This window comes from Paraburkholderia sp. Cpub6 (assembly GCF_014201065.1).
GTDB classification, from domain to species: Bacteria; Pseudomonadota; Gammaproteobacteria; order Burkholderiales; family Burkholderiaceae; genus Paraburkholderia; species Paraburkholderia tuberum.
Genome location: NZ_JACHDM010000010.1, coordinates 141238 through 167126, shown reverse-complemented (window position 1 = coordinate 167126; position 25889 = coordinate 141238). Strand labels below are relative to the sequence as shown.

At 54.5% G+C, this 25889-nt stretch carries 17 protein-coding genes and 4 pseudogenes; 8 read left to right on the top strand and 13 right to left on the bottom strand.

Annotated elements, in window-relative coordinates:
* Window positions 1–310: 310 nt before the first annotated feature.
* Window positions 311–1623: pseudogene (locus tag HDG33_RS19005) on the top strand (IS701 family transposase); the annotation flags it as partial.
* 1007 nt (window positions 1624–2630) lie between these two features.
* Here HDG33_RS19005 and HDG33_RS19000 read toward each other — a convergent pair.
* The 9 genes and pseudogenes from HDG33_RS19000 to HDG33_RS18970 all read right to left on the bottom strand — a co-directional run bounded on the left by HDG33_RS19000 (window position 2631) and on the right by HDG33_RS18970 (window position 13968).
* Entirely contained in the window at window positions 2631–4928 is a 2298-nt protein-coding gene (locus tag HDG33_RS19000; RefSeq protein ID WP_184032107.1) for a hypothetical protein, read from the bottom strand.
* On the bottom strand, window positions 4883–5731 hold the full coding sequence (locus HDG33_RS18995) for a TnsA endonuclease N-terminal domain-containing protein (protein ID WP_184032106.1): 849 nt from the start codon (window positions 5729–5731) through the stop codon (window positions 4883–4885). The genes HDG33_RS19000 and HDG33_RS18995 overlap by 46 nt, the downstream gene beginning before the upstream one ends.
* 113 nt (window positions 5732–5844) lie before the next feature.
* Window positions 5845–7236, bottom strand: coding sequence for an ATP-binding protein (locus HDG33_RS18990; RefSeq protein WP_184032105.1), 1392 nt, complete (start codon window positions 7234–7236; stop codon window positions 5845–5847).
* A 74-nt stretch (window positions 7237–7310) separates the two neighbouring features.
* Window positions 7311–8246, bottom strand: coding sequence for a hypothetical protein (locus tag HDG33_RS37475; protein ID WP_260330493.1), 936 nt, complete (start codon window positions 8244–8246; stop codon window positions 7311–7313).
* Between the two features lie 111 nt (window positions 8247–8357).
* A pseudogene (locus tag HDG33_RS38320) lies at window positions 8358–8783 on the bottom strand (TniQ family protein); the annotation flags it as partial.
* Between the two features lie 210 nt (window positions 8784–8993).
* Window positions 8994–9764 carry a hypothetical protein gene (locus HDG33_RS37470; RefSeq protein ID WP_260330492.1) on the bottom strand — a complete coding sequence of 257 codons (771 nt, stop codon included), beginning with the start codon at window positions 9762–9764 and terminating at the stop codon, window positions 8994–8996.
* A gap of 165 nt (window positions 9765–9929) precedes the next feature.
* Window positions 9930–10373: pseudogene (locus tag HDG33_RS38315) on the bottom strand (hypothetical protein); the annotation flags it as partial.
* A 2396-nt stretch (window positions 10374–12769) separates the two neighbouring features.
* Window positions 12770–13023: pseudogene (locus HDG33_RS18975) on the bottom strand (transposase); the annotation flags it as partial.
* A 156-nt stretch (window positions 13024–13179) separates the two neighbouring features.
* Entirely contained in the window at window positions 13180–13968 is a 789-nt protein-coding gene (locus HDG33_RS18970) for a hypothetical protein (protein WP_184032102.1), read from the bottom strand.
* Between the two features lie 790 nt (window positions 13969–14758).
* Between HDG33_RS18970 and HDG33_RS18965 the strand changes: the two genes are divergently transcribed.
* The 5 genes from HDG33_RS18965 to HDG33_RS18945 all read left to right on the top strand — a co-directional run bounded on the left by HDG33_RS18965 (window position 14759) and on the right by HDG33_RS18945 (window position 19549).
* Entirely contained in the window at window positions 14759–15505 is a 747-nt protein-coding gene (locus HDG33_RS18965; protein ID WP_184032172.1) for a transposase, read from the top strand.
* Complete coding sequence (locus HDG33_RS38310; protein ID WP_221311469.1) at window positions 15483–15749, top strand: zinc ribbon domain-containing protein; 267 nt, start codon at window positions 15483–15485, stop codon at window positions 15747–15749. Before HDG33_RS18965 ends, HDG33_RS38310 begins: the two co-directional genes overlap by 23 nt.
* A 1050-nt stretch (window positions 15750–16799) precedes the next feature.
* Window positions 16800–17363: a hypothetical protein gene (locus HDG33_RS18955; RefSeq protein WP_184032101.1), complete on the top strand. Its 564-nt coding sequence runs from the start codon at window positions 16800–16802 to the stop codon at window positions 17361–17363.
* Between the two features lie 134 nt (window positions 17364–17497).
* On the top strand, window positions 17498–18979 hold the full coding sequence (locus HDG33_RS18950) for a hypothetical protein (protein WP_184032100.1): 1482 nt from the start codon (window positions 17498–17500) through the stop codon (window positions 18977–18979).
* Window positions 18980–19000: 21 nt separating this feature from the next.
* Window positions 19001–19549, top strand: coding sequence for a hypothetical protein (locus HDG33_RS18945; RefSeq protein WP_184032099.1), 549 nt, complete (start codon window positions 19001–19003; stop codon window positions 19547–19549).
* 237 nt (window positions 19550–19786) lie between these two features.
* On the opposite strand, the gene HDG33_RS18940 is transcribed toward HDG33_RS18945, so the two are convergent.
* The gene (locus HDG33_RS18940; protein WP_184032098.1) at window positions 19787–20065 is read right to left on the bottom strand and encodes a type II toxin-antitoxin system Phd/YefM family antitoxin; all 279 of its coding nucleotides are present in this window, start codon (window positions 20063–20065) and stop codon (window positions 19787–19789) included.
* 105 nt (window positions 20066–20170) lie between these two features.
* The gene (locus HDG33_RS18935) at window positions 20171–20503 is read right to left on the bottom strand and encodes a helix-turn-helix domain-containing protein (RefSeq protein WP_184032097.1); all 333 of its coding nucleotides are present in this window, start codon (window positions 20501–20503) and stop codon (window positions 20171–20173) included.
* 697 nt (window positions 20504–21200) lie between these two features.
* Between HDG33_RS18935 and HDG33_RS18930 the strand changes: the two genes are divergently transcribed.
* Window positions 21201–22349: a hypothetical protein gene (locus HDG33_RS18930; RefSeq protein ID WP_184032096.1), complete on the top strand. Its 1149-nt coding sequence runs from the start codon at window positions 21201–21203 to the stop codon at window positions 22347–22349.
* A gap of 117 nt (window positions 22350–22466) precedes the next feature.
* Window positions 22467–23027, top strand: a complete 561-nt coding sequence (locus tag HDG33_RS18925; protein WP_184032095.1) for a hypothetical protein — start codon at window positions 22467–22469, stop codon at window positions 23025–23027.
* Window positions 23028–23653: 626 nt separating this feature from the next.
* On the opposite strand, the gene HDG33_RS18920 is transcribed toward HDG33_RS18925, so the two are convergent.
* Window positions 23654–24052: a RidA family protein gene (locus HDG33_RS18920; RefSeq protein ID WP_184032094.1), complete on the bottom strand. Its 399-nt coding sequence runs from the start codon at window positions 24050–24052 to the stop codon at window positions 23654–23656.
* A 106-nt stretch (window positions 24053–24158) separates the two neighbouring features.
* A complete protein-coding gene (locus tag HDG33_RS18915; protein WP_184032093.1) occupies window positions 24159–25709 on the bottom strand; it encodes a methyl-accepting chemotaxis protein in 1551 nt (516 codons plus the stop codon).
* Window positions 25710–25889: the final 180 nt, after the last annotated feature.

The following is a 25889-nucleotide window of genomic DNA, read 5'->3' as shown; positions in this document are numbered from 1 at the left end:
CAGCATAACCGAAATAGCCGATGGGATGGCCTTAGCCGCGTGCACAGACGGACACTACCTGACACGCGAAATGAGATTCTAACCCCCTCATGTCGGCTCAATGACGAAGCTTGCGCTGTAACGTCGAAGCCGATAGCGCCAAAAGTGACCACCTTGCGCGTTACCAAACAGATTACCGGGTCGCATAGCGAAAGCGAAGGCTGGGAGACGAACGCATACCGTCCCACTCCTCTTGAGTTCCGGCGAGAACTTGCATTGCCGGCATGTGAGCCGGGTGTCTCCGTCGCACGACTGACCCTGGAACACAGAGGATCATCTTGGGCAGGCGTTACGGCAGTCCGATCGCCATGCCGGCTTCAAGGGTTACCGTTCGGGCCTAGTGTTGCCGCTGTCGCGCAATAGCGTCGAGCCAATGGCCGCACACATTGACCCACTTTCACGCGAGTGCGAAGCATCAGTCACTCCACCACTTTGTGGCCAAGGCCGACTGGTCTGACCGTGCGGTCTTGCAGCGGGTACGCGAATGGGCGATGCCCGCGTTAGGCGCGCACGCAGCTGAAGAAATCGCCTACTACTGGATTAGACGACACCGGTTTTCCAAAGAAGGGGCGTCATTCGGTAGGGGTCGCACGTCAGTATTGTGGGCAGCTCGGAAAACAGGACGACTGTCAGGCTGCCGTGAGCCTGTCAATCGCGACGCAACGCGGCAGCCTGCCGATTGCCTGGCAGCTGTATGTCCCCAAGGAATGGCTTGACGACCGGGACCGTGCACGTCGTGCAGGCATTCCCGACGACCTGGCTTTCGAGACCAAGCCCCAGATTGCGCTGGCACAACTTCGCGAGGCTTTGGCGTCCGGTGTTGCACCGGGCATCGTGCTGGCCGATGCCGGGTACGGTGATCAAACCGCTTTCCGGGATGGCGTAACTGAACTGGGTCTGTTGTACGCGGTCGGGCTCAGACCTAGCGCCTCAGTTTGGGCGCTTGGCACGGCACCACTTCCGCCCAGGCCCTGGAGCGGGCGTGGCAAGCCGCCCACACTATTGCGCCGTGCGCCCGGTCACCAGCCGATCGCGGTCAAGGAGCTGGCCATGCAATTACCCGTGAATGCCTGGCAAACCGTTACCTGGCGGGAAGCTAGCAACGCAGCACTTTCCCCAAGCTTTGCCGCCGTACGGGTTCGTCCCGCACATCGCGACTATTGGCGAAGTACCGTACGTGACGAAGAATGGTTGCTCATTGAATGGCCCGATGGCGATACGGAGCCACTCAAATACTTTCTCACTACCGCCCCCGGGGAGGCGACACTGGAGCAGCCTGTACTCGTGACCAAAATGCGCTGGCGCATCGAGAGCGACTATCAGGACCTGAAGCGGGAGTTCGGACTCGGTCATTACGAAGGGCGAGGCTGGCGTGGCTTTCACCCACCCCGCCACGCTGAGTGTCGCTGCATATGGGTTTCTGATGGCTCAGCGATTCAAGATGCGCTCAGATGGACGCCATAAAAAAACTTCTTCGAACGCGCGCTGCCTGCGCTTTCCCACGATTACATCCCCGGAGCAGTCCAGCGCGCTCAGCGCCACATTCCTGATTCCATTACCACATTGCGCATCCTGCCGGACTGAAAGCTCATGCAACGATGGATCTCTTTACGGGAATAGGGCGCGCAACTAATTATGTGACACAGCAAGACTAGAGAGCCACTGCCCGAACATCTGCCGCGCAAAACCCTGAACGTACTCCCACAATCCACCGGGAAGTTCCAGAGCATGGTGCCGAGATGAAGTCGCTGTGCGAAAGCGTTGCCGAGGAACCTGAGCGGGTCTGGGCGATGATCGTGCGTCGACCGATATAGGTCCGCCGGCGGTGCGCTTGGTCTATACGCCGGATCTCAAGGCCATTCGCCGGTAGCAGCACCTCAAATCGTTGAATGGTACGCTGCAAGCCAAGATGTGGGGTGGCTACTAAGCCATCTACGGAACCGGGCGCGTCACGGAGGCGGCTTGTTGGGGTAGACGCTCGACGATAGTTCTATGAGTTGCTTGCAGCGCGCCCTAACACATTGAACACCGAAGTGCCCGAGCGTATCGGTGCGCTCTACGGGATTGAGGCAACGACCAACGGCGAACCGCTCGACGAGCGCCGTGCTCTTAGCCGAGTGCACGCGGCGCCGGTACCCGATCAACGCCATGCGCGGCTCACAACGACACTAGAAACGCTCTAATGCAACACTAGAAGCGCTCTAATGCAAACCGGACACGAGTCGGGTGATCTTCTTTCCGCTGAACCGGTGGAAAGCGCTCACACCCTATTGGGATGAAGGCCAGCGCGCAATCGACAGTCCTCCCGTCAAGCGCGAGCTACGCCGGGCGGGCGTCGGTTGCCGTGACTGTCTGTGCGCCCGAGCAGCCGAGACCGGCGAACGCGCCGCTGAAATCTACAGCCTCGTTGCCCAGCCAAACAATCAACAACACCGATCCTAAGACGTACCAGCGCTTTGCGTCCGCACGTGTGCCTCATAGAATTAACCTCATCGATGAGCTTTCGTCGATCAAATCCGCACCGCAGTCTCAAGGTCCCACTCTAATCAAGACGTCGCCAGTGCAGCGCCTACTATGGTGAAATATGGCTGTCATGATTTTGACCCACCAATTATCTTATCCATTCCTTCTCGAAGTTCCCGTTTGAGCCGTTCTCTCGCTTCGCGAACTTGTTGCTCAACCATGAGGTCCTCCGCACTGAGTTGTTCATTACTCTGCTGGCATTCGACATTTTCTACATTCCCAATTTTCTGCCCCTCATCGCCGCCCCAACTTCTAGCCGCGACATGGTCGGCGTGAAGTCGAGCCTCTTCTGTTTCTTGGCAGCGCTCAAGTCTCTTTTCCGCTGCTCGCGCGGCAGCCTGATCCTCCGAACGCACACGGTTCCGTACCGTACGTCGAGATTGGAGTAACGCATCCATAACGAGGCCCTTTAGTGGCGTTGTAAATGTCTTTTTCCTCTCGTCCCTAACCTTCGTTTTGAGATCTTGTATTCGGAGATCAATTTCGACGTCTTCTCGGAGCAATCCGTGCCATCGCCGCGTATCCGTCGGAGAACATTCAAGAAGAATCATGTCACCGGGACTTCGCTTCCAAAAAAGAACAGTCGGATCATCCGGATCCTTGAGCGGCGTGATCATCGGAAGCTTCCCGGGATCGCCCAGACACTTCGAAATCTCCATCTCATACGCCTGTTGATACCGCTCGCTCGTAAAGTATGCGTCTTGATATCTAACACCCTCCTTCGACATCCTACGTGGCGGAAGCCGTTGAAGTAACGCGGTATACGCATCAGTTTCCGAAAATCGGCGGTTCTCGCCGCCCCTCCGGCGCGACATTCCCTCCTTGAAAAGTACTTCACGCGAAGGATTGTCCCTCGATTCCTTCGACCGACGCGATTCAGGAGTGTGACGCTTAAATATCAACTGCTCGTTGTACTCCTTGGCAGCCTCGTACGCATAGCGGAGCAGTTCACTGCGCGTCACGCGTGCAACTAGCTTTGAGCGTCGACGGCCATCCTTTGCAAGCTCTGTCCTTTCCCGGGTAAAAGCGCCTGGCAAATTTCTCAGTTGTCGAATGAGCACATTCATTAAGCCTTCGATAGGCCCCTTGGCGCGACCGCAGGCGATCGGTGCAATCATTAAAGCTATGTCAGCACCGTCCGGAGAAACGAGCGGCTCGCGAAATTTCATCGAGTTTGCCGGTCCACGATCAACCAGAATGTCGTTTGGCCTCACATCGAAGTCAAAGGACTTCTCCGGCAAGCCCAATCGCCTCATTAGGCGGCGCTGTGAGGTGCACGCCCTGAACAAAACAGACCTGTACGTGTCCGCACTTTCCGGTTTTGTCGTGATGTGGATCGCCAAAATGGTTCCCAAATAGTCGTCCGCTACTATCATGAGAGTTGGACGGCCAATCGGGCGACGCGAGATAGAATCGACAATTTCGAACTTCGCAACCGTTCCGTCAATAATGAGGATGTCCCCCGGGCCCAACGCGAGGTCAGCCGCTGTTCCACGACCGGCCGCGTACCGGTCTCGCCACTCTCGCGCGCCGACGAGGCGTCTAAGCTTTTCGGGACTTTTCTTGTACCGTCGCGCGTATGCGGCAAACTGCGCTGCCGTGACCATCTTCGACTCTTTCACGGGATAACGCACACGTGATCCTTCCGACTTCGCGCCATTGTCTTGGTGCCAGAATCGCCGATGCATAATTTTCCGTGCATTCTCGTACGAAAAGCCCAGCAAAATTACCAGATTCCAGACAGCCCATTGAATATGGCGCAATGCCCACCTTGTGACAGGGTAACCCTTCATAGGGCTCGCGGCGTTGCACTTCTCGTAGACGTTTTTCGCGCCTCTTTTCTGCAACACTGCTCTCCTCCGCCGAGTCTCTGCCAACGGATAAGGTCGTAATGCGACCAAATCACATCCGAAGTTTTCGTAGATAGTAATCAGCTTCAGAAGGCGTTGGATAGAGACACCCGATACTTTAGCCTGCGCGTGGAGAAGTTTGGATCGTTCATGGATATCGGTATAGAACCTACGTCGCCCCTCTGGTGTAATCAAAGAACCCAGTAGACGCTGTCTGTATGCTTGCGTCGCGCGGGCCGCGAGTTCCTCGTTTACATCATCCTTCCGCTCACTCATGCTAGCGGGTCGAATGCATTCGTCCTGCTCAGTTAGCTTCCCCGAGCGTAAGCGAGCCTCTATCTCCTTGATCGAATATTTCTTCGCATTCGAGCTGTTGGCTGGGACTTCAGGATAGACCCTCCGGATGAATACCGTATCGTTTTTTTTATCAACCCATACCGTACGAAAGTAATTGTTTCCTCGGAAACCCTTCAGGCTACCAAGGAGTAATTGACCGTCCCACAATAGGAAATCCATGGCGGCACCGCTTCGTTGGGCTGAATCAAACAAACTGGAAATTCAGTTCGCACCGGATATGACAGATTGACATAGATAAATCCAAGGTTCACTGCGGCGGAAAAGTATTCGTACGTCTGATCTAGGCTGAGATCCAGCCGTCTACCGACTTTGCGCATGAAAGCATCGAGGGGGCGGCAATCATATTCTCGATAGAATATCTCTGCGATCGCTCGGGATACTGAAGATGCTGAGTTGAAGTCAAGTTTTCCTCCCCACAAGCTGATTTGCCTCGCTGATTTTCCACATTCGTCGAGCAGGCGGTCGCGAGAAAACACGATATACCTGTATCCGGCGATATCTGCCTCGGTTCGTTCGCGGGCAATCCTACGTTTCACTTTTGGCTTCCCCAGATCCTGTTCGGTTTTGTGGGAGAGAACCGTGTAGTCGAGCCGGTCATGCTTATTGATGCCAGTGACGACGATGTCTAAACTCATTATGTCTCGCCGCCGCAATTTCGGTGGCTGTGAACGAATCCCGCAAACAAACTCGTCCGCGGCATCCCTGCCGGCTTGCAAAAGTAGTGGATACTGACAGCGGTAAGCGAGCACAAACGGCGAGATCTCAAGGAGCCAAGCCATCCATTTCTCGCCCATGCCTAGACAGTCGCAAGTCCGACCATTCTTTCGACTGGTAAATAGGTAGTCGGTTGTATAGGACGATTCCACTCCCGCACGCACGACCGGCACATAGTCAGGGCCATACGGTACGCCGAGCGGATCAGGCTCCAGGTAAATAGCAGGAAATCGAAGTTCGTAGGCCATGTGGTCTTCTTCCGAGTCGCCTCCGCAGGAACTCGGCAACGACGACCGGCCTTTCACTGGTTCAAACTACAGAGTCGACAGATCTGCCCTCGACGCCACCCGGTTCAGCTCATTCATTTTCGGCTAGTCTTTTTTGTAGCCTGCCTCTCCATCTCCTTTTTCGCCCGACGTTCATTGACTGCCTTCACCCGAGCCGCACGTATCAGTACCTGACGCCGGTACGCATCACTATCGATATACTCCTCATATTTTTTCAGTTGATAGCTGTCAACGGACTGTCCCTTATACGCGCGATTCATTATTTCAACGCCGACAGCAATTCCGGACAACTGCTGATCCGCAAAATCACGCACATATCCCACCGAAATTGCTTTTAAATTTTCTTCCGCCATCTGCACAAACAAAGGACCGCAAAGTTCAGCTATATAACGCCGGATACCAGCAGTTTTACGGGTCACCTCATTCGGAAACCATGGTGGCATTTCCATTTTTAGTGATGCAATCTGTCTCTGCCACATCTTCATGCAGATATCATGCATTTCTTCTCCAGCTCTGACGGGCGGAATCTCCAACACGCCCTGTGCAAACAACTTTTCAGATTGCGACCGATGTCTTTGCAGAACATCCTGTAGAAGAATTGTCCCTGCGCAGATAAAGGGAACCCCCGATGTCTCCATTGTGCCAACGATCAGATTGAGCATCCCCTCACGCAATCGCTGACCGACACGACTCAAAAGCTGAACATCATCAATCAGAACAGCCCCCACTAGATTAGCGGTCAACATCTGTGAAAGTTGCAAAACATGGTCTGCAGATTTTTTGAACAGATTTTCGAAGTGCGGTTCGCTCAACGAATCAAGCTCGGCCGCAATCGCGACGGCGAGTTGCCTTTCCGAGGTTCTCCCGGCTGCGCTCACGCGAAGGATTGGAAACGATGGCCATAAGCATGGCCTGCCACCGAACTGCTCGTGCGTCCTCCTGTGGTAGCCTATATACTCGCAGCTACGGGCTATGGTTGTCGATTTTCCGCTGCCAGTGGGGCCGATCATAACGGCGCCACTAGCCGGGCCAAGTGCGCCCTTGCTCGGTGAGAGCGCTATTGGAGCCTGTGCCATCACTATTCTCCAAAGGGACCGCTCGAAAGCAGAATCGTTAGGGTTACGGTACCTGTATGAATCTCTCACGATTCCCACGATTCGCTGGATCGCCTTAATATGTGGTGGAGCAGGTACGAAGACATACTTGACCTCTTCGGCATACTCCTTTCGGATTTCCACAGGAAGGGAGAAGAAGTCGCGGGGCCGCTTCTCCGGCTCCGCTGCCAACACGGCTTGCGCACCGATGTGAGTCAGAGGACCCGGAAAGCACGTCACAAGAGGATTATTTCTGAATATCGGGTTACGCTCATCAGTCCGGTACTGCGCCACTTCAATTAGCCTGTTTATCGACCGATCCCGCAGCCACGGAGCAAGCAATACTCGATCATCGTTTCCATCGCGCACCATAACCTGTCTCCTTGGTATGTGATATGAGAGGTGAATCCGAGTGCCTGGCCAAAAAAACCGTCGTCCACAATCTATCAACGTGCTTTTACGCGACTCAGACGTCTAGCCTGTATAGTCTGTAACACATATGTGGGCTCTTTCCCCTTCTTCGGAATTGGTCTACGCGCCAAAGATGCAGCGTCGGCAAGTGGCAAGCCGGTAGCTTGATGGATCTGGGTGGCCGTCTCCCCAGCTAACCATAGATATCTCGCAAGCCTGCAAACATAATGCTCCGATGTCTCGACAACACTGTCTATGAAGGCGGCCGACTGAGGATACAGCTGAATATCTCTTGAAATGTGATTGCGAGATTTAAAACCATGCATAAGCCTCTGTCGCGTTATCTTTATCGGCCTACAATCTTCTTCACAAATTTTAACCAGTCGATCCTTCATATGTCGAACCAGTGCGTCGTCGATCTCCCCTCTGCGCTTCGAATAAGGTCGAGTCGACTTTTTCGAATAAAAAACCCCTCGTATCCACGCACTGTCAAACCTCTTGATGAAAGCATATTCATTCGGAAATCGTTCAGAGACGTACCGCGATCCATTACCTGGCCGGGCTTTAGCTTCCCGCAATATGATTTTCTTGCATTCGTCGATCTTAATATCAGATAAGTCCACCTCGATTGTCTTTATGGATTTCAAAAAACCGTTGTAGGAGCCGAAGAGGAAATCTATCAGCAGAGAATTTCTCGCCAGACCAATGGGGGGAGACTGGCATTGTGCAACTCGCCTCAGCCAATCGGAATCGACCCCAATATTTAATAACGCAAGCACATCTTTGCCGTATCTGGCGATCAGTTGCTCCCGGAGACATTTGGCATCGCTTATGCCCAGCCTCTCCATCGCCTGCTTATAAGTAGCGCCGACCATCTGCCTGGAAACAATCTCCCTGTCGTCTGCGAGAAGAAATCGACGAATTGTTTGGGCTACACGGACAATCGGCTCGATCCACAATCCGTCAGGCACACAGGGTTCGGCTGGGCACCCGCACCTGCACATCGCCGAGGGGAGCCATGGCTTGTTCGACTCGCCGTAACACATTACGCAACGAACGCAGCCCAAGGTAAGCGCACCTTTATGGATCGGACATGCCAAGGCTCCGGGAGCGCAATGATATCTTCGAAAGTAAGAGATGCCATGGGCCTCTAAGTCGTCGACGGCACACTTCGTACAATAGCGCAAGGCATAATGATTCCCATCCCTATTAAAAGAGGAAGAAACTACGCTTCCCCTATTCTTAAAGCCGCACATGAAATCAACCGCTCTGGCATATAATCTCGGATTCGAAAAAAATCTATAAGCCGGTACTCCGGTGTTATTCCGCAAAAGAGAATTACCATCGTTCATGCCCAACGCCTGCCCAAGTCTATCGAGGCCCGTCGGATATGCAATTGTTGGAAGAGAATTCACACCGCTGAATAGCTTCCAAAGCGATTGAACGGATGAAATTCCTGAGAGAAAAGCGGCCCGAATAATATACGACCGGATTAACTCCTCTTGCATCAAGAATGGAAGAGTCACAATGAGTTCCTTCATTCCCCACCTCCGAATTCGTGATTCGCAAAAAATCGCCCTTAAGATCTGCTCGCATGCAAACCTTTCCGTTTGACGATATGGCTGTCTCCGCCTCTCTCCGTAACCTGCTATTTAAGAATGACTTAATACGGTCGGAGCAACTCGCGTGTGAGACGTGACGTGCGTTATTATTGCTATTCACACTGGGTCGATCAGAATAGACTTAATCGCCGCGCTTGATTTTGGCAAATCTTGCTTTAAGCTGTAGAAAGAGCGCGCTGAAGGATGACCCATTAACAATGTCCACACAGACAGCCTGCGCCATTCGTGCATCGGCCCCGAACGCAACAACTCGCGCCTCATCTGGATATGCTTGAGCAAAGCGTCGTCTAGTTGAGCCATCCGTTGCGCGCGACTCGCGCCATAACCGATTCGCCGCCGAGTCGGCGGCATAACTGCCTCATATGTTTCCCGGTCGTGCAGCATCAGATAGCAGGCGGCATGGCGGCACTTTGCGAGGAGTTCGGTGCGCGTTGTCTCTGGATTTTCGCGGAGGTAGTCTTTAACCCGGCCCGTCGCCAAAGCAAGTTTCTGTCCTGAGAACGTGCGGCCCCTCGGGGGCCTACCGCACAGCTTTGGTTCGGCACCGCTCGATGCGAATGCCGTGACGCTTGCTTCAAATTCATTGAAGTGTTCGTAGAAAAAATCAATGAGATATGCGACGCGCAATAGACCCGTCTGTTTCCGGGCCGCTGACAACTCGTGCACGAATGTTGGTTTTCGGCCAGACTCGATGAAGCCGAGACTTTTCAGCAGTTCGTCTCCATATCGATCCCGGAAATGCTCGAACATCGAGACGCGATCTAGCAGTGGACCTCGGGTGAATCCCAAATCGCGTGCTCGTTGACGGAACATGGCTCCCAGGTCACACTCGTCCGCATAAAAGCGCTTTGATTTCTGCGCTTGCATTAAAAGAGTCGCTATGCGAACGTGCGCTTCTAGCTCTCGACTGTCCACCGGCAATAAAGGCTTTGCATGATTTCCGCAGAAGCATTCCGTCGAAGGAAGCCTTAGCCCGCTGCAGAATAGCTGGCTTTCCCTACAGCGGCCACATCCAAGAGTCAGAGACACCCGATGAATGGGACAGGCAGCTACGCCGGTATACTCCCATTCAATGTGCCAGTATGGGAACCCGCACCTCTCCTCGTCCGACCGTGCGCATATCTGGCAATAAGCAGCGGGAAAGTGAATTCGGTGTGGGCCTTTTCCCAAGGCGGCGTAACGCAATTCGCGATCAAAGCAATCCCCACCCTGCAGGCGCTCGAAAAGCTCCTGACGGCGGTTGAGTGGCATCGTGAGATGCATGGAAGCCGCAATAGGGGTGTGCTTTTCCACAATATCGATGACGGACCCGAGCACACCACCCGTTACCGATGCAAGCTTTGCAAGATTCCCCGTTGGTGCACTTGCACGAGGCCGACTAACGCCAAGCGCTTCGCGCATGAACGGAGCAGCCGTCCGTTCCAGTCTGAGCAACGCGCTCCGTTTGGCGTAGCCAGCGACCGACTCCGACTCCATGATGCTCGGTATTGTCATGCTTTGCATGCCTCCAAGAGCGTTACACACTCCTCCAACACGCCGGTGTTTGTTTCGATCGTCTTCAGTTATCGAAGAGCAATCCGTGCCAAATGCGTCACTCGTCGCTGACAACAGCGACCGGCACAGCTCTTTCTTTGCTCGACGGATGTCAGAACGGCGAACGGGCTTGAACTCTTTAGCCGCAGGCTCAGATTGGGGCCGTGTACTCCGCTGAGGAGGATGCCAACGTCTCGTCGTCGTTTGTACTGGTCGCCGGTCCGCGAATGTCCATGCGCGGGGCGACGACGACACGTCGCGTGTACCAGTAATTCCACGCTGCCCCGATACTCGCTTGGCATTGGGCTACTATAGACGGCCGCATAGTCAGTTGCCGAGCTTCCTTAGGCGTCCTTTTGTCCCCACTCTTGCTTGCCGCCATCGCTTTGACGTATGCATCGGAGTCCCACGAAGGGTCAGCATGAAAGTACTCCATGTGGTTACGGAGTTCACACTCGAGCAAACGCGAGGACCGACGCGGATTCGCTACCTTCTGGTCCACATGACTCTTCCGCTCCGTGGGCCTCCGAAGCCCGAGTGCCGCAATCGATGCCAGACCTGTTTTGCCGTTTTCACGCTGGAATTGAAGACGACTTCCGAAGGGAATTCCAACAGGCGGCATGAGAGGATTTTCCGCGTGGCACATTTGAGCGCCTCGTGTCTGGCTTAAAAAGAGATCGTAGGTGCGTTGTGCACTGAAATATTCAGCACTGGCTGGTCGAAGCGAGGCGGCCGCCTGCAATCGGCGCTCCAGACGGGCTAACCGATGCTCGCAGCCAACCTCCATTTGGTTCGCCGTCCGCTGGGTTCCCCGCGATTGAATTGAATCTCCGAACACCGCGATGCTGGGTGCCGACGCCGGATCGCCTGATAAATTCAACTTATATCCGAGGCGCTCGGCCAGCTCGTAGCACGCTTTCCGCGCCAAAACGAACCGGCGAGGTGGAACCCTCGGCATGGGGATGACTTCGAGAAACGAGGGCGCGTCGTGGTGGCCTACACCCTCAGCGCTAGCGGCATCTTCTCGAACCGACCGGGCTGTTACGTCTCTAGCTGCGATGTGCTCATCGATCCTCTTCAAGGTCTCTTCTTCGCGATACTGTGGCGTGGCGCCGCTGTCTTTTGTATCGCGTTCCCTTCCTCCGCTGTCACCGACCGCGACAGAGTCACACGGCGTCGCTCCTGCGACTTCGAGTGCCGCGTCCAAGGCCTTGAACGTCGACGCTAACACTCGCGAAGCCTCTGACATTTCGACTTCGCGGACCCGCCTTAGGTTGGCATACAACTGGATGGCGCTTACCTCATTCGCGAGTGACATGTCATTGCTCCTGCATGTGCGATAAGAGGAATCTAGTAAGCAACCAGCCAAGTGCAATATGTTTCGATTGTGGCCTGCATCAATCTCCTGCTAGGCGGACACTGGTGCTACTCGACATATGCGACACGTAGTCTCCTTGGAACTGAGGAGGAAGGTGGGTACAGATGTAGTTCTGTCACGACCTGCATTCCCGTGCACCACGACATCCCAACGTCGTGCACGAGCTGTTATCTATTCCTCGCCCTTCGAGCATCTCTGCCTCCCCGAGTGGACTATCTCAGGCATTGAAAACATCGCTGCAGATGCATCATCTTCATCGCAGAGCAATCCGCTCAGCATTGAAAACTTCAGGTGCTTCGCATTATCAAGTCCACTCGTCAACACGGTACTGCGACGCCGTGTTGCCCGGTGAGCGATGACGGGTATCTGTGATCGATGAATCAAGGCGCGTCTCACCAAGCGAGTGCACTATAGCGACCTATGACATGTGAAACTCTTTCTCAGTGGAACCAAATCGATGTAGTCACGAAGGTGCTTTTTCGATCCGCATGACGGGGATCCGGATATATATCCGCTCGCTTACCTGGCGTAGTCTCTTCGTCCCGCACTGAAGGTCGCTGACGGACATACCTGGAATTTTAGAAATTGAAAACAAGGCTGTAGCGCGCGTGCGGTCAAAGCGCAGCAATCCGAGCGCAATTGAAAATTCAACTCAGTGATTTTTATCAACGTTATTCGCATCCGCCGTCGTGTGGAGCAGCGTTCCTGCTTATGATGCGTTGGCACGCTCCCTTTATTAGCCCGATTCAGATGAGGGAACTATTTCATTATGTTTATATATAACAATCGCTATGTGAGGAAAATTCTCCTTTATGCACATCATCGTTCATGCTGCACCACGGAAAAAAAATTTTTTGGGGTCACATGGCTTGCAGCGTCGAAGTGGTGGTTTGCCACCGAAGCATCTGGACAGAACTGGAGCCACGCGAAATCGCACAGGCGATGACGCAGCAGGTGGACGCACGGGTGTCCCTTCATCACGTGCAATTGCCACGGGCAGCGCACCAATGGTGACGGGCTGATCGACGACAAACAGAAGTTGGCCGTGCGCCTTGAGTTCCGTAATGAGCGCGCGCAATTTGGCTTCATCGTTGGACCGCGCCTTGTTGTACAGGCGCTTTCCGGTCCGATCGAGAGCGACGGCATGATGTGGCCTTTGCCAACACCGACGCCAACGAATACGTCGACGGAGCCATGTTGTTGGTTTTCTTGCATCGAAGGTTTTGCAGGTTGAACGGTTTGGCCTGCAACAACGGTGGCAAGTCTCGGCATCCACGCTACGGACGGCCTCAAAATATTCCAGCCGGCCCCTTCCATTAGCGATATCCTCTCCGCCTGCTTGTGCGTACAACCAATCACGCTATCTGATGGTCAATCCGGTTGTCCGTCGGATTTCCGAATCACCTCAACGGCTTGCATCACAACGTCGACGACATTGTCACTTCGCGCTAATGGAACAGATAGTCCGCCATGGGTCGCACCGGGAACATCTACCTCCACGTGAGCAACGTGGCTAGCTATCTTCAATGCAACGCGCGCTTCCAGCACCGCCGGACGATTGCCGACATCGTTTCGTGTGATGAAAACCGTTGCCTCGGAAGCCTGCAAACCTCGGACGGGCACGATGTAGGCACCGGCCTGCAAGGCACCTAGTGCGCGCGTCCACAGGTTCGTCCTCGGGTCTACCTCATCCACTGCTGTGTGTATCGGCTCGACATCTTCGGGCTCTTCGAGATAGTTGGCGGCATAGATCTTCACGAAGGTCCGAGACCACTCGGCGGCCCACGCACGAGCAAACTTCCGCAGAGAGCGATAAAGCTGCGGATCGTCGAGCATGTCTAGCGGAGAAAGATTGCCCAGGGGCGCCTGTCTGCCTTCGAGGAAAACGAGCCGACATGCTGACGGCGCTGGGACGAGAATGCGGCAAATGGAATGCAACCGCTTGAGGTCCCGCTTTGCGTCACCAAGGACGGCCGGAAAGTACTTCGCGTCATCGACCTCGAGTGCAAACACACTTCCCGCTGCGACCAACCTCTCGAACCGCCGCTCGTCCATGCCGAGCAGTGTGAGGAATTCGTGCTGCGTCAGCAGAGCTCCAGTGCGGACCATTTTCCGTCTCTCCTTGGACGCCTGCAGCTGGACCTGCTCGCGAAACGTCATCCTCGCCTCCTACGTTTCTGCCTAAACACGGAACCCTCCACGCACCAGTCGCGCTAGTCCCCCTCCGGATTTCATATCCGTCTCGGCCTTTGACTCACACGCATCGGGTTCGACGCGTCTTTGGGGCTCGATTCCGACCTCATAGTTCCAACGTTCTACCAGCCTTCGCGGGGGCGTGTTTCCCATGCCTCTGCGCTTTGCGGCGCGATTTCAGCGTCTGCTGAATTTTCGCTTGTTGCTCGGCGCTCGGTACAAACTCACTCACGGATAGCCTCCCGCTACTTAGAATCTCTTTGGATGTTACTCCTCAATCGGGATATATCAGCATTCCCCCGTTCCGAACTTGTCGCTGTCATTCTGAGGTGAAATTCAAAAAATATATGTTTCGTTGTTTTGATCATTTTCAGCATTAGTCGAAATTGCTGAATCCGGTGAAATTCCGAAACGTCGCCGCCCCAGTTCTCGCTTCCGGAATCACGCCCTGATGGACGTCGCCAGCGAAATATGTCTCGAACGGGCATGAGAATCACTGTTCCCAGACAAATTTTTGATTCGACAACCTTCCCGCCTCTGGATTTCCGCTCACGCATTGACCTAACTCGAACGCTCACGTATCCCGTCGTTCAGGCAGATTCATACCTCGATAGTTGGTCGGTCCATTCGTGATCAAAACAACACGTTCCGAATTGCGAGTGACGTCGGTGTAACTCTCGTCGGGGGCTCAAATGCACGGGCAGTGTATTTTTCACCACCGCAACTTCCACGCTCGCGGGTCCACGCGTGTTCTGGAATGATGACATCGAACACCTCGTCGGCTTCAGACAGGTCCTGTCGGGCTACTACTTCCATCCGTTCACCAAAGGCGAAAGCGGGACTGGGGCTGCATTCGAAGACCATCCAGGCCATCGGCGAAGAATACGCAGTGCGCCGGAAGCAGGCCCAGAGGACCAGGCTGCGCTGGCGTGTGTCCGGTGGCCCGCGCCGCTCACTCGGATGGATTCCGTTCAAGGCGAGTGCCATCCGTTACCGGAACGGGCAGCTATTCTTCGCCGGCACGGCGCTTTCGCTGTGGGACAGCTACGGCCTGTCCAGATATAAGCTCGGTGCCGGTAACCTCAGCGAGGACGCGCGTGGCCGCTGGTACCTGAACGTCACGATCAAGATCGAAAAGACGCCGAAGCCAGCGACTGGCGAGGTCGAGAGGTCCGTCGGGCTTGACCTTGGACTGAAGGACTTCGCCGCCACGAGCGACGGCCGGGTCATCACCTTGGCGCGGCACTACCGAAAGCTCGAAGCGGCGCAGGCGAAGGCTCAGCGTGCAAAGAGAAAGGAGCGCGTACGTGCCCTTCACGCAAAGATCAAAAAGCTCACGGGAAGACCAGTTGCACAAGCTTTCCACGGCGCTCGTGGAGGAGTACGGCGCGATCTTCATCGGCAACGTGAACGCTTCGGCACTCGCGAGAACACGGATGGCGAAATCCGTGCTCGACGCAGGCTGAAGCCTGTTCCGGACCATGCTGCAGTACAAGTGCGATGACGCCGGCGTATGGTTCGAGGAGGTCGATGAACGCTACTCAACCCAGACCTGCATCTGCTGTAACAGGCGCACGGGCCCGAAGGGCCTGGAAGGTCTTGGAATAAGGGAATGGGCCTGTTTTGAATGTGGCGCGTATCATCATCGCGACATCAGTGCAGCAGTGAACATTCTCGCGGCGGGACGTCGCCATCTGGCAGTAGGAATCCCCGTCCTTCCCGCGCCTGGCGCGGCAGCCGTAGGCTGAGGGCGGGGAGGACGTCGATGAAACGACCCTAATACCGGACCAGTGGACAGGTTCCGAATGCCGATGCCTCGAGCGTCGATTTGTGAACAGATTTCGAGTCGCGAGCGCAAAAAGGTCGTTTTCTGAACGATACTCGAGTGAACTGAAGAATTTACGAGCACGACCGCGCAGGGGCACTGCATCGACGAGCGATAGCGCCTCCTCTGCACCGACGGTTATAAAGAACGTCCGAGCTACGAGGAATTTGTCGACTCCGCCTTGGGGAGATGGGCAACTCGAAAGCGCCGACTTCATTACGCCGCGTACTTGGCCGAACCCGCGTCGGCGATATATATCAAAGTCCGTGATATACGCTGATAGCTGCGCCAGCGCAGTGGCTCGAGCGAAAAGCAACGCCTCGCGGCGACAGAGCCGCTGTTACTAGAGGTTATCGCCAGAGCGCTTGCCAACAAGCGAACAATTCGCGCCGAGCAGGCGCGACGATCTACCTCGCACGGGTCACTGCGCGCAGTTCTGTCCATCCATCTCACTCTCGACTTCATCATCGGTCAGCAGGGCTTCGAATGGTTGAGCCATTCCTGCGAATAACGGTGGCATTAATCTGCACCCGCTACAGAAATTCTTCCCTGGATGTTCGAAACTCACAGATTCGCGGTCGTCGCATAATCAATTTCTAGATTTCCGCCGGAAACTAGCCGTCGCGCCGCGGTCCGGATGGTATGCCGCCGCAGGGCAACACCGATTCACACACTTCCCAACGGTGGAGGCCCGTTCGGGCAGCATGAGATGCGCTTCCTTTGCGCACAGGTCCAAATGACTGGGACAAGCGCAATGAAGGCCTCCGGTTGCGCCGAAAACCGACGCGCCCAGCAATATATCGGCGTCGAAATCTATTAATTTATATAACAAGAAAAACGTATAAATAGTTGGATATTTCTCAAAACCTATTGATTTATATGCATCATGAAACTAATCTCCCAACATCAACTGACACCGCAACGATTTGCCACACGTCAACATCTTCAACCACCGTAAAATTCAGCGTCTTAAATGAACAAGTATTTCGAGAATCTTTGCACAGGCATGAAATGCGATGCTCCCGACTTCAATACGTCGTTGCTTGAAGACATACGAATCACTTCGCGCGACGGAGTCGTCAACGCAAGCTTTATTATCGAAGGAAGCGCACTGACCAACGTTCAAACGAAATTCTCAGACGATAAAATTATCGTCATCCCGCTTTTTGGCAAAAATGCCGACTCCATCGGCAACGTCGAATCGTATTTCTCGTGCGAAGTCGTACCACGTCCAAACGGCACGCGTGTCTCGTGCATCATGCTTGCTGACAAGACAGTCGCCCTCGCGTCAATGGCTCCTCACTGGGCTGACATGAGTCGTAATGACGAATTTCATATTATTTGGCTCTTTGACGATGACGCGCTTCTTTCAAGCCATGAAGTGAATGACGATTTCTATGACGAGCTAAAAATTGCAAACGCTATTGCCAATGACCACAACCCTCTGACGGAGGAGGAGGTTCAAGCGTGGCAGCGCGTCGCTACACAGGCTACCTATGTAGGCATCTTCGACTACGTTGACTTCTGCGGCAATTAACCATCGTCAACACCGAACCGGATCAACCCGAATCTCAATCCCATGTCTGTATAAAAGTGAATACCACCGTGCCCAACTTTGAGCCGAATCTCCTATACACAGCCCTCCTACGCTCGATGCTTTTTGCAACAGAAATGGACCACTCAAATCGCTATCTGGGGCTGGGCAATGCCGCCGTTTTCCCGGAGGTCCTCATTTGGGCAATGGGACAACGGCATCCGGAATTGATTGAGGGGATTAACGAGCATGGCAAAGCGGTCGAACTTAGGGAACTGCTCTCTCAATATTGTTCACTGCGCGGCGCAGCAGAACGACTACGATCCGAGCGCTACTTCGCGAGCTGCGAAGCCGAACAAATTTACAACGACGACTTCGGCTACCTGACCCCGGACGACCTCGTGCAAGCTTTTGGCTCCGGTGACTGGTCTTGCGACGACCCCGCCGCCAAATCTCTGATTCAGCGCGCGGCATTTGCTCTAGCGGAACAATACAACTGCGATGAGCCGGAAATAGAACTGAGCATCGACACACAATGGTTCCCGGATAACACGGTGAATCAGGTAGCTTTCGAGCTCACAGCTACTCGCATTTCGGACCTTGCCTCGTTGCCGAGGACGGCATTGGCTCACGCCACGCACCAGTTAACGCAGTGCGACAACGTTGCCTATGGCAGCTTCTGGGACGCGGTCTACACATCCGCAATCTGCGACTGGCTTGAACAGGACGCGCCGGAAGTCGCAGCTGAAATCGTCAAAAAGGGCTTAAGTTCCTTGTACGTGGCGGCCATCACCGACTTTCGTTCAACCATGATATCCGTCGAGGAGATGTGGAAAGACCTCAGCCATCCGCTTCGAGCTCTCCTCCTCCAAGTTAAGGGAGAGCACGAAGCCCTGAACTTACTGCGTAAATTCGCTGAGAATTTCGCAAAATGCGAGCTTGAAGTTTCCACCTACGCTGCTCTCCTTTGGGAAATCGTCAAACGGCGCAACTGCCCCGCAGAGCACTCGCGGGTATATACGTCTGATGCCACCAATGCGCTGGTCGAAGCCGTTCGTTCAGCGCCGGCAAATGAAGCTACGTGTCACCTGGTCGACGTTACATCTCTGCCCGATGTGTTCCGCATCGTGGCCGACGAGAAACAGGCTCTGGTTGTTCGACTGCCAGACTCGTGGCTTGAAGACCTGGACGCGCTCGCACACTATGACGGGCTGGAGCCTTTTTTCCGCAAAGACACCTCGAATGGCCAATGCTTGTCCTCTCTAAGCATCAGCCATGCGTTCTGTTGCGACTATGATGCTCTCTGGCCGCTGATGTTTACTTGGCGCCGCCACGTTCCTGTTATGTACGTCTTTGCAGAGCGATGCGCTTTTGCTCTTCATGTTTTCAGGCATTTCATCGACCTGCGCCGCGTAAGTGACACACCGGCACGACATTGGCCAACTGTCAGCATTTCTGCTACCCAGGATGCAGGCATCGCTTCCTCGGCGTACGTTGCGGTCAGCAATAGACTTGCCGGAAATCGTCCGCTAGCGGTTCTGCCGAATATTACTGACCTTCGAACGACGAGCGGAACAACCACGCTGAAAGATACATTTCTTGCTGCACACCACAAATAGAAGCTGCACGCCGAACGTGGCATGACTGCGCCCGAATCTGAACGAGCTCGCCTTAGGGCTGACTCACATATGGCGGTCATCGCCACAGGAGACCCACAACGCCACAAATCAACAAACTTTCCGATACGAATATGTTTTCGTAAGAATGAACAATCGAGCTTTTTCCAAATCATGCATCCCGTGTCTGTAAAACACAAAAACGTTACCTCCATGCAATCACTTAGTTCAGATATGAGCGACGAAACCGACAAGACCACAAATTTTCTTGATACTGCCGAGGCTTGGGCCGAGGAACACAACAGAAAAATAGCCAATGGAGAAGACCCTTGGGATGGCACTCCGGAACCCCGCACATATACCCCAGCTCCCGATAATTCGTGGCGACGACATATTGAGCTCATCTGCGAAGCAATCGATTTACAGCGGCCGATAATGGAGAGCAGATATAACGCATTTGACAAGCACACATGGGTCAACATGCACCGCGCTTACTACTATCTGCTCACAGCAGAAAGAAGGCGTCTTGTAGAAGGAGTCTTGAAAGGTATCGATCTCGGCATCGAAGACTAGCCGTACTCGAGCTCGATTTCAGGAATAGCTAGAAACGTTCGAATCCGTTATCTATAACCGGGTATCGATATGACGCGGCCAAATGATAGCTCACAGAAGGGATGTTTGCGCCGCAGCCACTGCTGACGTGCTTGTTCCGCGTGCTCACACTAGCATACTCCCTTCCTTCTTCCGAAAAACCATCGCAAACATGATACCGAGGCGGGCTGCATGCGCCCCCCGAAACCAGAGATCCTCTTACAACGCATGCTTCGCGTCTTCCTCGTCGAGCTCTGTGAAAACATCGTCGACTTCACGGAATTTGCCCGTATCGATGGCTTTCTGCCCGAGGGCTAAAATTTTAAGTAGGGCGAGCGTCTGCTGCTGTCCCTCGTAGACCTGCGCAGCCTGCACTACGACCGTCGCCTCACCGTTCTGTGTAATGAGGTAACGCTCGCCACTCTCGGTGATAGTTTTGACCATCTCCTCCGCGTGGGTCTTCAGGTGACTGACGGGTTTGATCTGGCTAAATTTCATAGTCGCATGTCCAACGTGTCAGTCGAAATAGTCACATGTGTGCCACGCCTACGCTAAGGTTTCGGCGCCGAAACTTCCACACACTTTCCCAATTGTTCACATTCGCTACTTCTTTCTATGCTTGGGAATGTCCGCCGCTTCGGCGTCGTACAAGCCCATACGATCGGTGGCCCCTATCATTCTGTCGAGCCCCTCTTGTTGCACTGCCCGAATCTGGGTCTTGCAGGACAACACGGTCGCGCGAGGTATCCGCACGTCACCGTCTTGGGTCGTACGCGCGCCGATCAATGTCCCGTCGGCCAGCAGTGTCCGAACATGAGCCTGAGAAACGAACAGCAGTCGTGCAGCCTGCTCAATTGTCAGTCCATCCGATACCTGTATCGGATTCGTTGGCGGCTCCTGTTGCTGATTGTCTGACATGACCTTCTCCTTCGACATGGTCGACTCCCCCCTAACATTTCCTGCTCGAGTCGTGAACAGTCATTAGCCCGGCTCCTCTGGAAGACTTTGACGTCGGTAGTTCGTCGGCCCGTTCGTAATCAGGACCACGCGCTCCCTATCGTGCGTGACATCGGTGTACCGCTCATCGCGCGGCTCGTACTCATCAGGGTATCGCACGCTATATTCATCACCATTGCACTCCCCGCGCTCGTGTGTCCACGGCTGCGCGGGAATAATGACGTCAAAGACCTCCTCTGATTCCCACAAATCGGCGTAGTCGTCGAGTAGGAGCACGACGCTATCTGGGTCGACGCGACTCAATAGGGCTATCAGTTCACGCACACGCATGGCCACCGCCTCCCGTCAGATACTCGCAATCTGAGCAACCGTCTCAATTGCTCCCTAATATCGATTCAACTCCATGCTCGACCTACCTTTATCAATATATACCATAAAAACTTTATTTCATTTTGGCATTAAGTTAGTCATGTTAAACAAGCTAATATCGTTTGAAATCAATGGATATACAAATACACGCACCAGGGAAATCCAAGCGCCTGAATTTATACGTTGACGCGCGCAAACAAAGTGAACTACATTGCCACGCGATGCAATCACATGACAATCACTTCGATGAAGTCAACTTCCAAAGTTCGAACGGAAGAATAGCTTTTCGAGACGAATCTATACAGAAATGAATCAACAGGTAGTCGCTTCCGTGTTTAACGAATTCCTTGAAAGGCAGCTCGCGCCGCTCGGCTTCGTCCCGCGCACATCCTCCCTGGCGGAGCGCGTTCTCTCCGGCTTCAGGCAGATGATTAGCTGGCATTTCTCCAAGCTCGGCACGGCCTCGACGTTCGTTTTGGATGTCCGCCTTTCCTACGCTCACCACGTCGACGACGCTATCTCTCATGCTGCGGCGAGTGACGGCCACAAGCCGGCTTGCAGCGGCTATGTGAGAGTCCTTCACATGTTTGACTCGTTGACCGAGGGCGATATCAAAAATGGCCTGAACGGCGTTCGACGTCAGCTGGTGAACTTGCTCAACAGCACTCAATCGGCAGACCAGATTTACACCACCGTGAATGATGATCTGTCTACCGGGCCGTCACTACTGGGCCACAACCAGCTCGGTTTCTCGTTCAACTACGCGTACTGCATGGAAATCGCGGGGATGAAACGCGAGGCCGCTCGAATGTTTGCAGATCTTTCCGGTAGCCGTCTTTCTAACAGGTCGTCATTTGCGATTTGTCTGCGAGAAGCCGCACGAGAGCGCGCCATCGCACTGAAGTCCTATCTGCCCGACGATGCATTGAAGCAACTCTGTAAATCGACATCTCCGAACGCCGCGAGCATCCCAGTTGCCGCAACCGCCATCTCCGAGACAGAACTCGCAAAGAGAGCCATTCCGCAGCACACTAGTCCTGACATGGTATTGCCGGGAAATTTTGTGGAAGCCATCACGCGGGCGTACTCACCGGCCGCGATCTTCTGGCTCAATATCGACGCAGAGCGACTCGTCAGCGAACTGGAGAACCAGCACCCTGCGTACATGAGGGCCGTCGAAATGGCGTGGCAGGGCGTTGGATGCGGCTCGTTCCACGAAGATCTCGTGAACTCGATTCGCACCCGACAATTCGACGAATATTCTGCGAGGTGGCTGCTGTCCCTGCCGCAAGATCTGGTATCAAACGACGACGATAGCGCCGTCTACGAGTTGCTGCACGACCACCTCAAACGCACCGGCAACTCTGCGCACCTCAGGTATCTGGAACTTGATGGCGTTAAGGCCATTGGCTACATTCGCGACAGAATGGACCTCATGTTGGGTGGACCAACGTGACCCGTGGAATCGTCCGTTAAAACGAGCGAGCACCGACAAGCACCGATTGGCTGTCGCTATACGTTTTGTCAGGGCAGCGTTGACGTATTCAACTTAGAGATAACGGAGGAAAAACTCATGCAAGAGGTTCAATTTTTTGCGGCAAATGGTCAAACACGCTCACTGCGGCTGAACACCGAGTTCGTTGAGTCAACTCGACAGCACGCCATCGTTCAGGGTGGCCCAACTGTCTACGTAGCTCCCGTTTCGCATGTTATCGGGGAAGCAATCGGAACCGATGAAATTTGCGTTGTAGTTGCGATGCCTGCGCGTGACTCGAGCGACGTCGAATACTGTGCGCCGTCGGTCACGCCGCAGGTACGCACACGTCCTGATGGAACACCTGTCGCGTGCGCCCTTCTCGCCAATGGGCAGGTCGCCGTAAACGCATCTGCACTCAACGACGCGCGACCGCTACACGCAGGGCGACTGACAGTACTGTGGATGTTCCGCGAGATGTCCGCGCTTCGCCACTATCCCTACGATGAGGAGGCCGAGGAGTGGTTTTCGGCAACGGCAATGGTCGCTGACGGCCACCGACATGAATCCGGACATGGCGACGAAGTAGCGAGCCAGCACAAACATCAGGACGACGCGATTGAGATGCTCGATTACTTCGTGGTTGAGCCGGCAAGCTAAAGACATCTGGAGATGTTATTCATTCGCGGAGGGCATTGCCCTCCGCTTATTCTCGCCCGCCGCGCCAAAAGTTTCAGCTGCGCCTGAATGCGTGCAAACTAGCTGAAGTTGACCTACGAGGTTCCGCGACCCAGACGCTTCGTATCTTCGTCCCCGGGCAGATCGTTACGCTCGCATCACCCGCTTATTTTTGGGGTTCAATTCCTGCCTCGCGACTCCATTTCTCGACCCGTCGCCTCGGCGCGCATTTTCCCCGCGCTTGCGCCCTTCGATGGCTTCTGACTGCCCTCTCTGCCCAGACGTTCGGGCGTCCTACGAGTCCAGCAGCGGACGCTAAATTTACGACGAATTGCTTGATCGAACGTGGCGGACGCTCTGCACGGCATGCTCTCGGAAAACAGTGAAGTAACTACGCGCGTACATCCATCCTTTTTGCCGATGCTTGGAGGGAGGGACTAGCACTGGAAGCGCCTCTTAGTCGCGGCGACGCAGGCCATCGATCGACCTGGGGCACGTAACCTCCGAAAAATTAAACGCGTCCCGCCCGAATGCATTCCCAACGACCTTTTCTGGGACGCATGCTGGCAGGGAGGTTACGCTCGCGAATTCAGATCGAGCCAGGCTCGTCAAACCAACAATTGAAATTCGATCTCAACCGCGGCAGACAGTGGCAATGCATTCACAACCATGAAACTCCGCGCGGACGGTTCGGCGATCGCGAAAAACTCTTCCCAGGCGCTGTTGACTTCCGCCGAAACATCGCTGACACAGAACACGCGAGCAAACAGAATGCGTTCAATGGACCATCTATGTTCTTCGCAAAGCAATCGTAGATTTCTCAGTATTTGCGCGGTTTCGGCCGCCGTGCCCGAGACCGCCAGCTTGCCGGTCTCGGGATCGAGGCCAACCAGACCGAAAACGAACACGAACGGGCCAGCCACGATCGCTGGCGTATATCGAAAGCGGGGTGCAGGCAACGCAGAGGACCGCTTGATGCGCTGAAGCCTCAAATTCGCCGTTTCCATACCAATTACTCACCTATGTCTGCCTCGCTAAAAACTGCAAGCCGGCGCGTGTAAGTGGACGGCAATCCGAGACGCGCCGCATCGAATGTGCCGTATAGAACGACGACTACGGGAGTTTGAAGGTCGACACGGTTGACCGGAGTTCGTCCGTCTGAGACTCGAGTGAAGCCGCAGCGGCAGCGGCCTGCTCGACAAGCGCCGCGTTCTGCTGGGTCATCGAATCCATCTCTGAGACTGCCGCGTTCACTTGCCCGATTCCTTTGCTCTGCTCAACGGAAGCAGCGGCGACTTCTCCCATGATGTCAGTCACGCGCCCGACCGAACGTACGACCTCCGTCATGGTTTCACCCGAGGCCTTAACGAATTCCGAGCCCGCTTTCACCCGCTCCACAGAGTCGTTAATCAGATCCTTGATTTCCTTCGAAGCAGACGCAGAACGTTGCGCGAGTGAACGCACTTCCGCAGCCACGACAGCAAAACCCCGTCCTTGCTCACCTGCGCGGGCAGCTTCCACCGCTGCATTGAGTGCGAGGATATTGGTTTGGAATGCAATGCTATCGATGAGATCGACGATGCTTGAAATCTTGTCCGAACTTCCGTGTATTCCTGTCATCGTATCGATAACCTTTGATACCACGTCACGCCCGCGCTGGGCGATCTCCACCGCCTGAGATGCGACCTGGCTCGCCTGGCGTGCATTGTCAGCGTTATGATTCACGGTCGCAGTCAACTGTTCGAGGCTGGCCGCCGTTTCCCCAAGCGATGCAGCCTGCGCTTCCGTGCGCCGCGATAAATCCTGGTTGCCCGCTGCTATCTCACTGGTGGCCAGCGCGATAGACTCCGACGAAGTCTTGATCCTGGCGATCGTCGACGACAACTGTTCTTGCATGCGCCTGATCGAGCACAGCAGACTGTCTTTGTCACCCGGCGCGGTTTTCACTGCTTCTGTCAGGTCATTAGTGGCGATGCGACTCGAAATCTCGGCTGCATAGGCGGGCTCGCCACCCAAAGTGCGCAGAGTGCCGCGATTCAGCAGCACTACGACGACACTAAGCATCACGGCCACAAGCGCGAAGATGCCCAGGCTTCGATACAACGTGGCGTGGAATTCCGCATCGATGTCATCAACATACAAACCCGTTGTGAAGATCCAATCCCACGCCGGATAGGTGTCGCAGTAAAGAACTTTGGGGACGACTTTGTTGGACCCAGGCTTTGCGAAGGAAAAACGAACGAATCCCGGGCCGCCGTGCTCGACCTGGTTAACGACCAACCGGTAAAGCTCGATACCGCCTTGAGCGGACGAGTCGTTAGCCGACTTTCCCTCGAAGTCCGGACGGAAAGGGTGCATGATCACTACGCCCTTCGAACTGACAATCGAAAAATAGCCGGACCCATCCGCTCCGTAACGCATCGCGCGTAGCGCATCAGCCGCTCTCTTCCTCGCGTCGTCCACGGTTATTTGGCCCTTCGCGGCCTGATCGGCATACGTCCTGACAACCGATATGGCCAACTCTGTCGCATGTACGAGATCCTGCTTTCGCGCATCAAAGGAGATTGCCCTTGTCCTGTAGGCATCTGAAGTCGAGACGACGGCGAGACACAATAGGCTCAAGATGAGCGGGATCCAAAGCTTTCTTGCGAAGGACAGTTTCATTTGTTCTTTTTTATTTCGTGAGACGGCTCTGCAGTTCGACCGCGCCGGCAACCCGCGGCCGGAACATGCGCGTAAGCGGCGGACCCTTCTTCGAAAATCAAGCGTGAGTACATCCACTCTACGAGTGGACATTACATCCCGCATAATTAATTATTCGGTTTTCGCTATAAAAAACTGGAA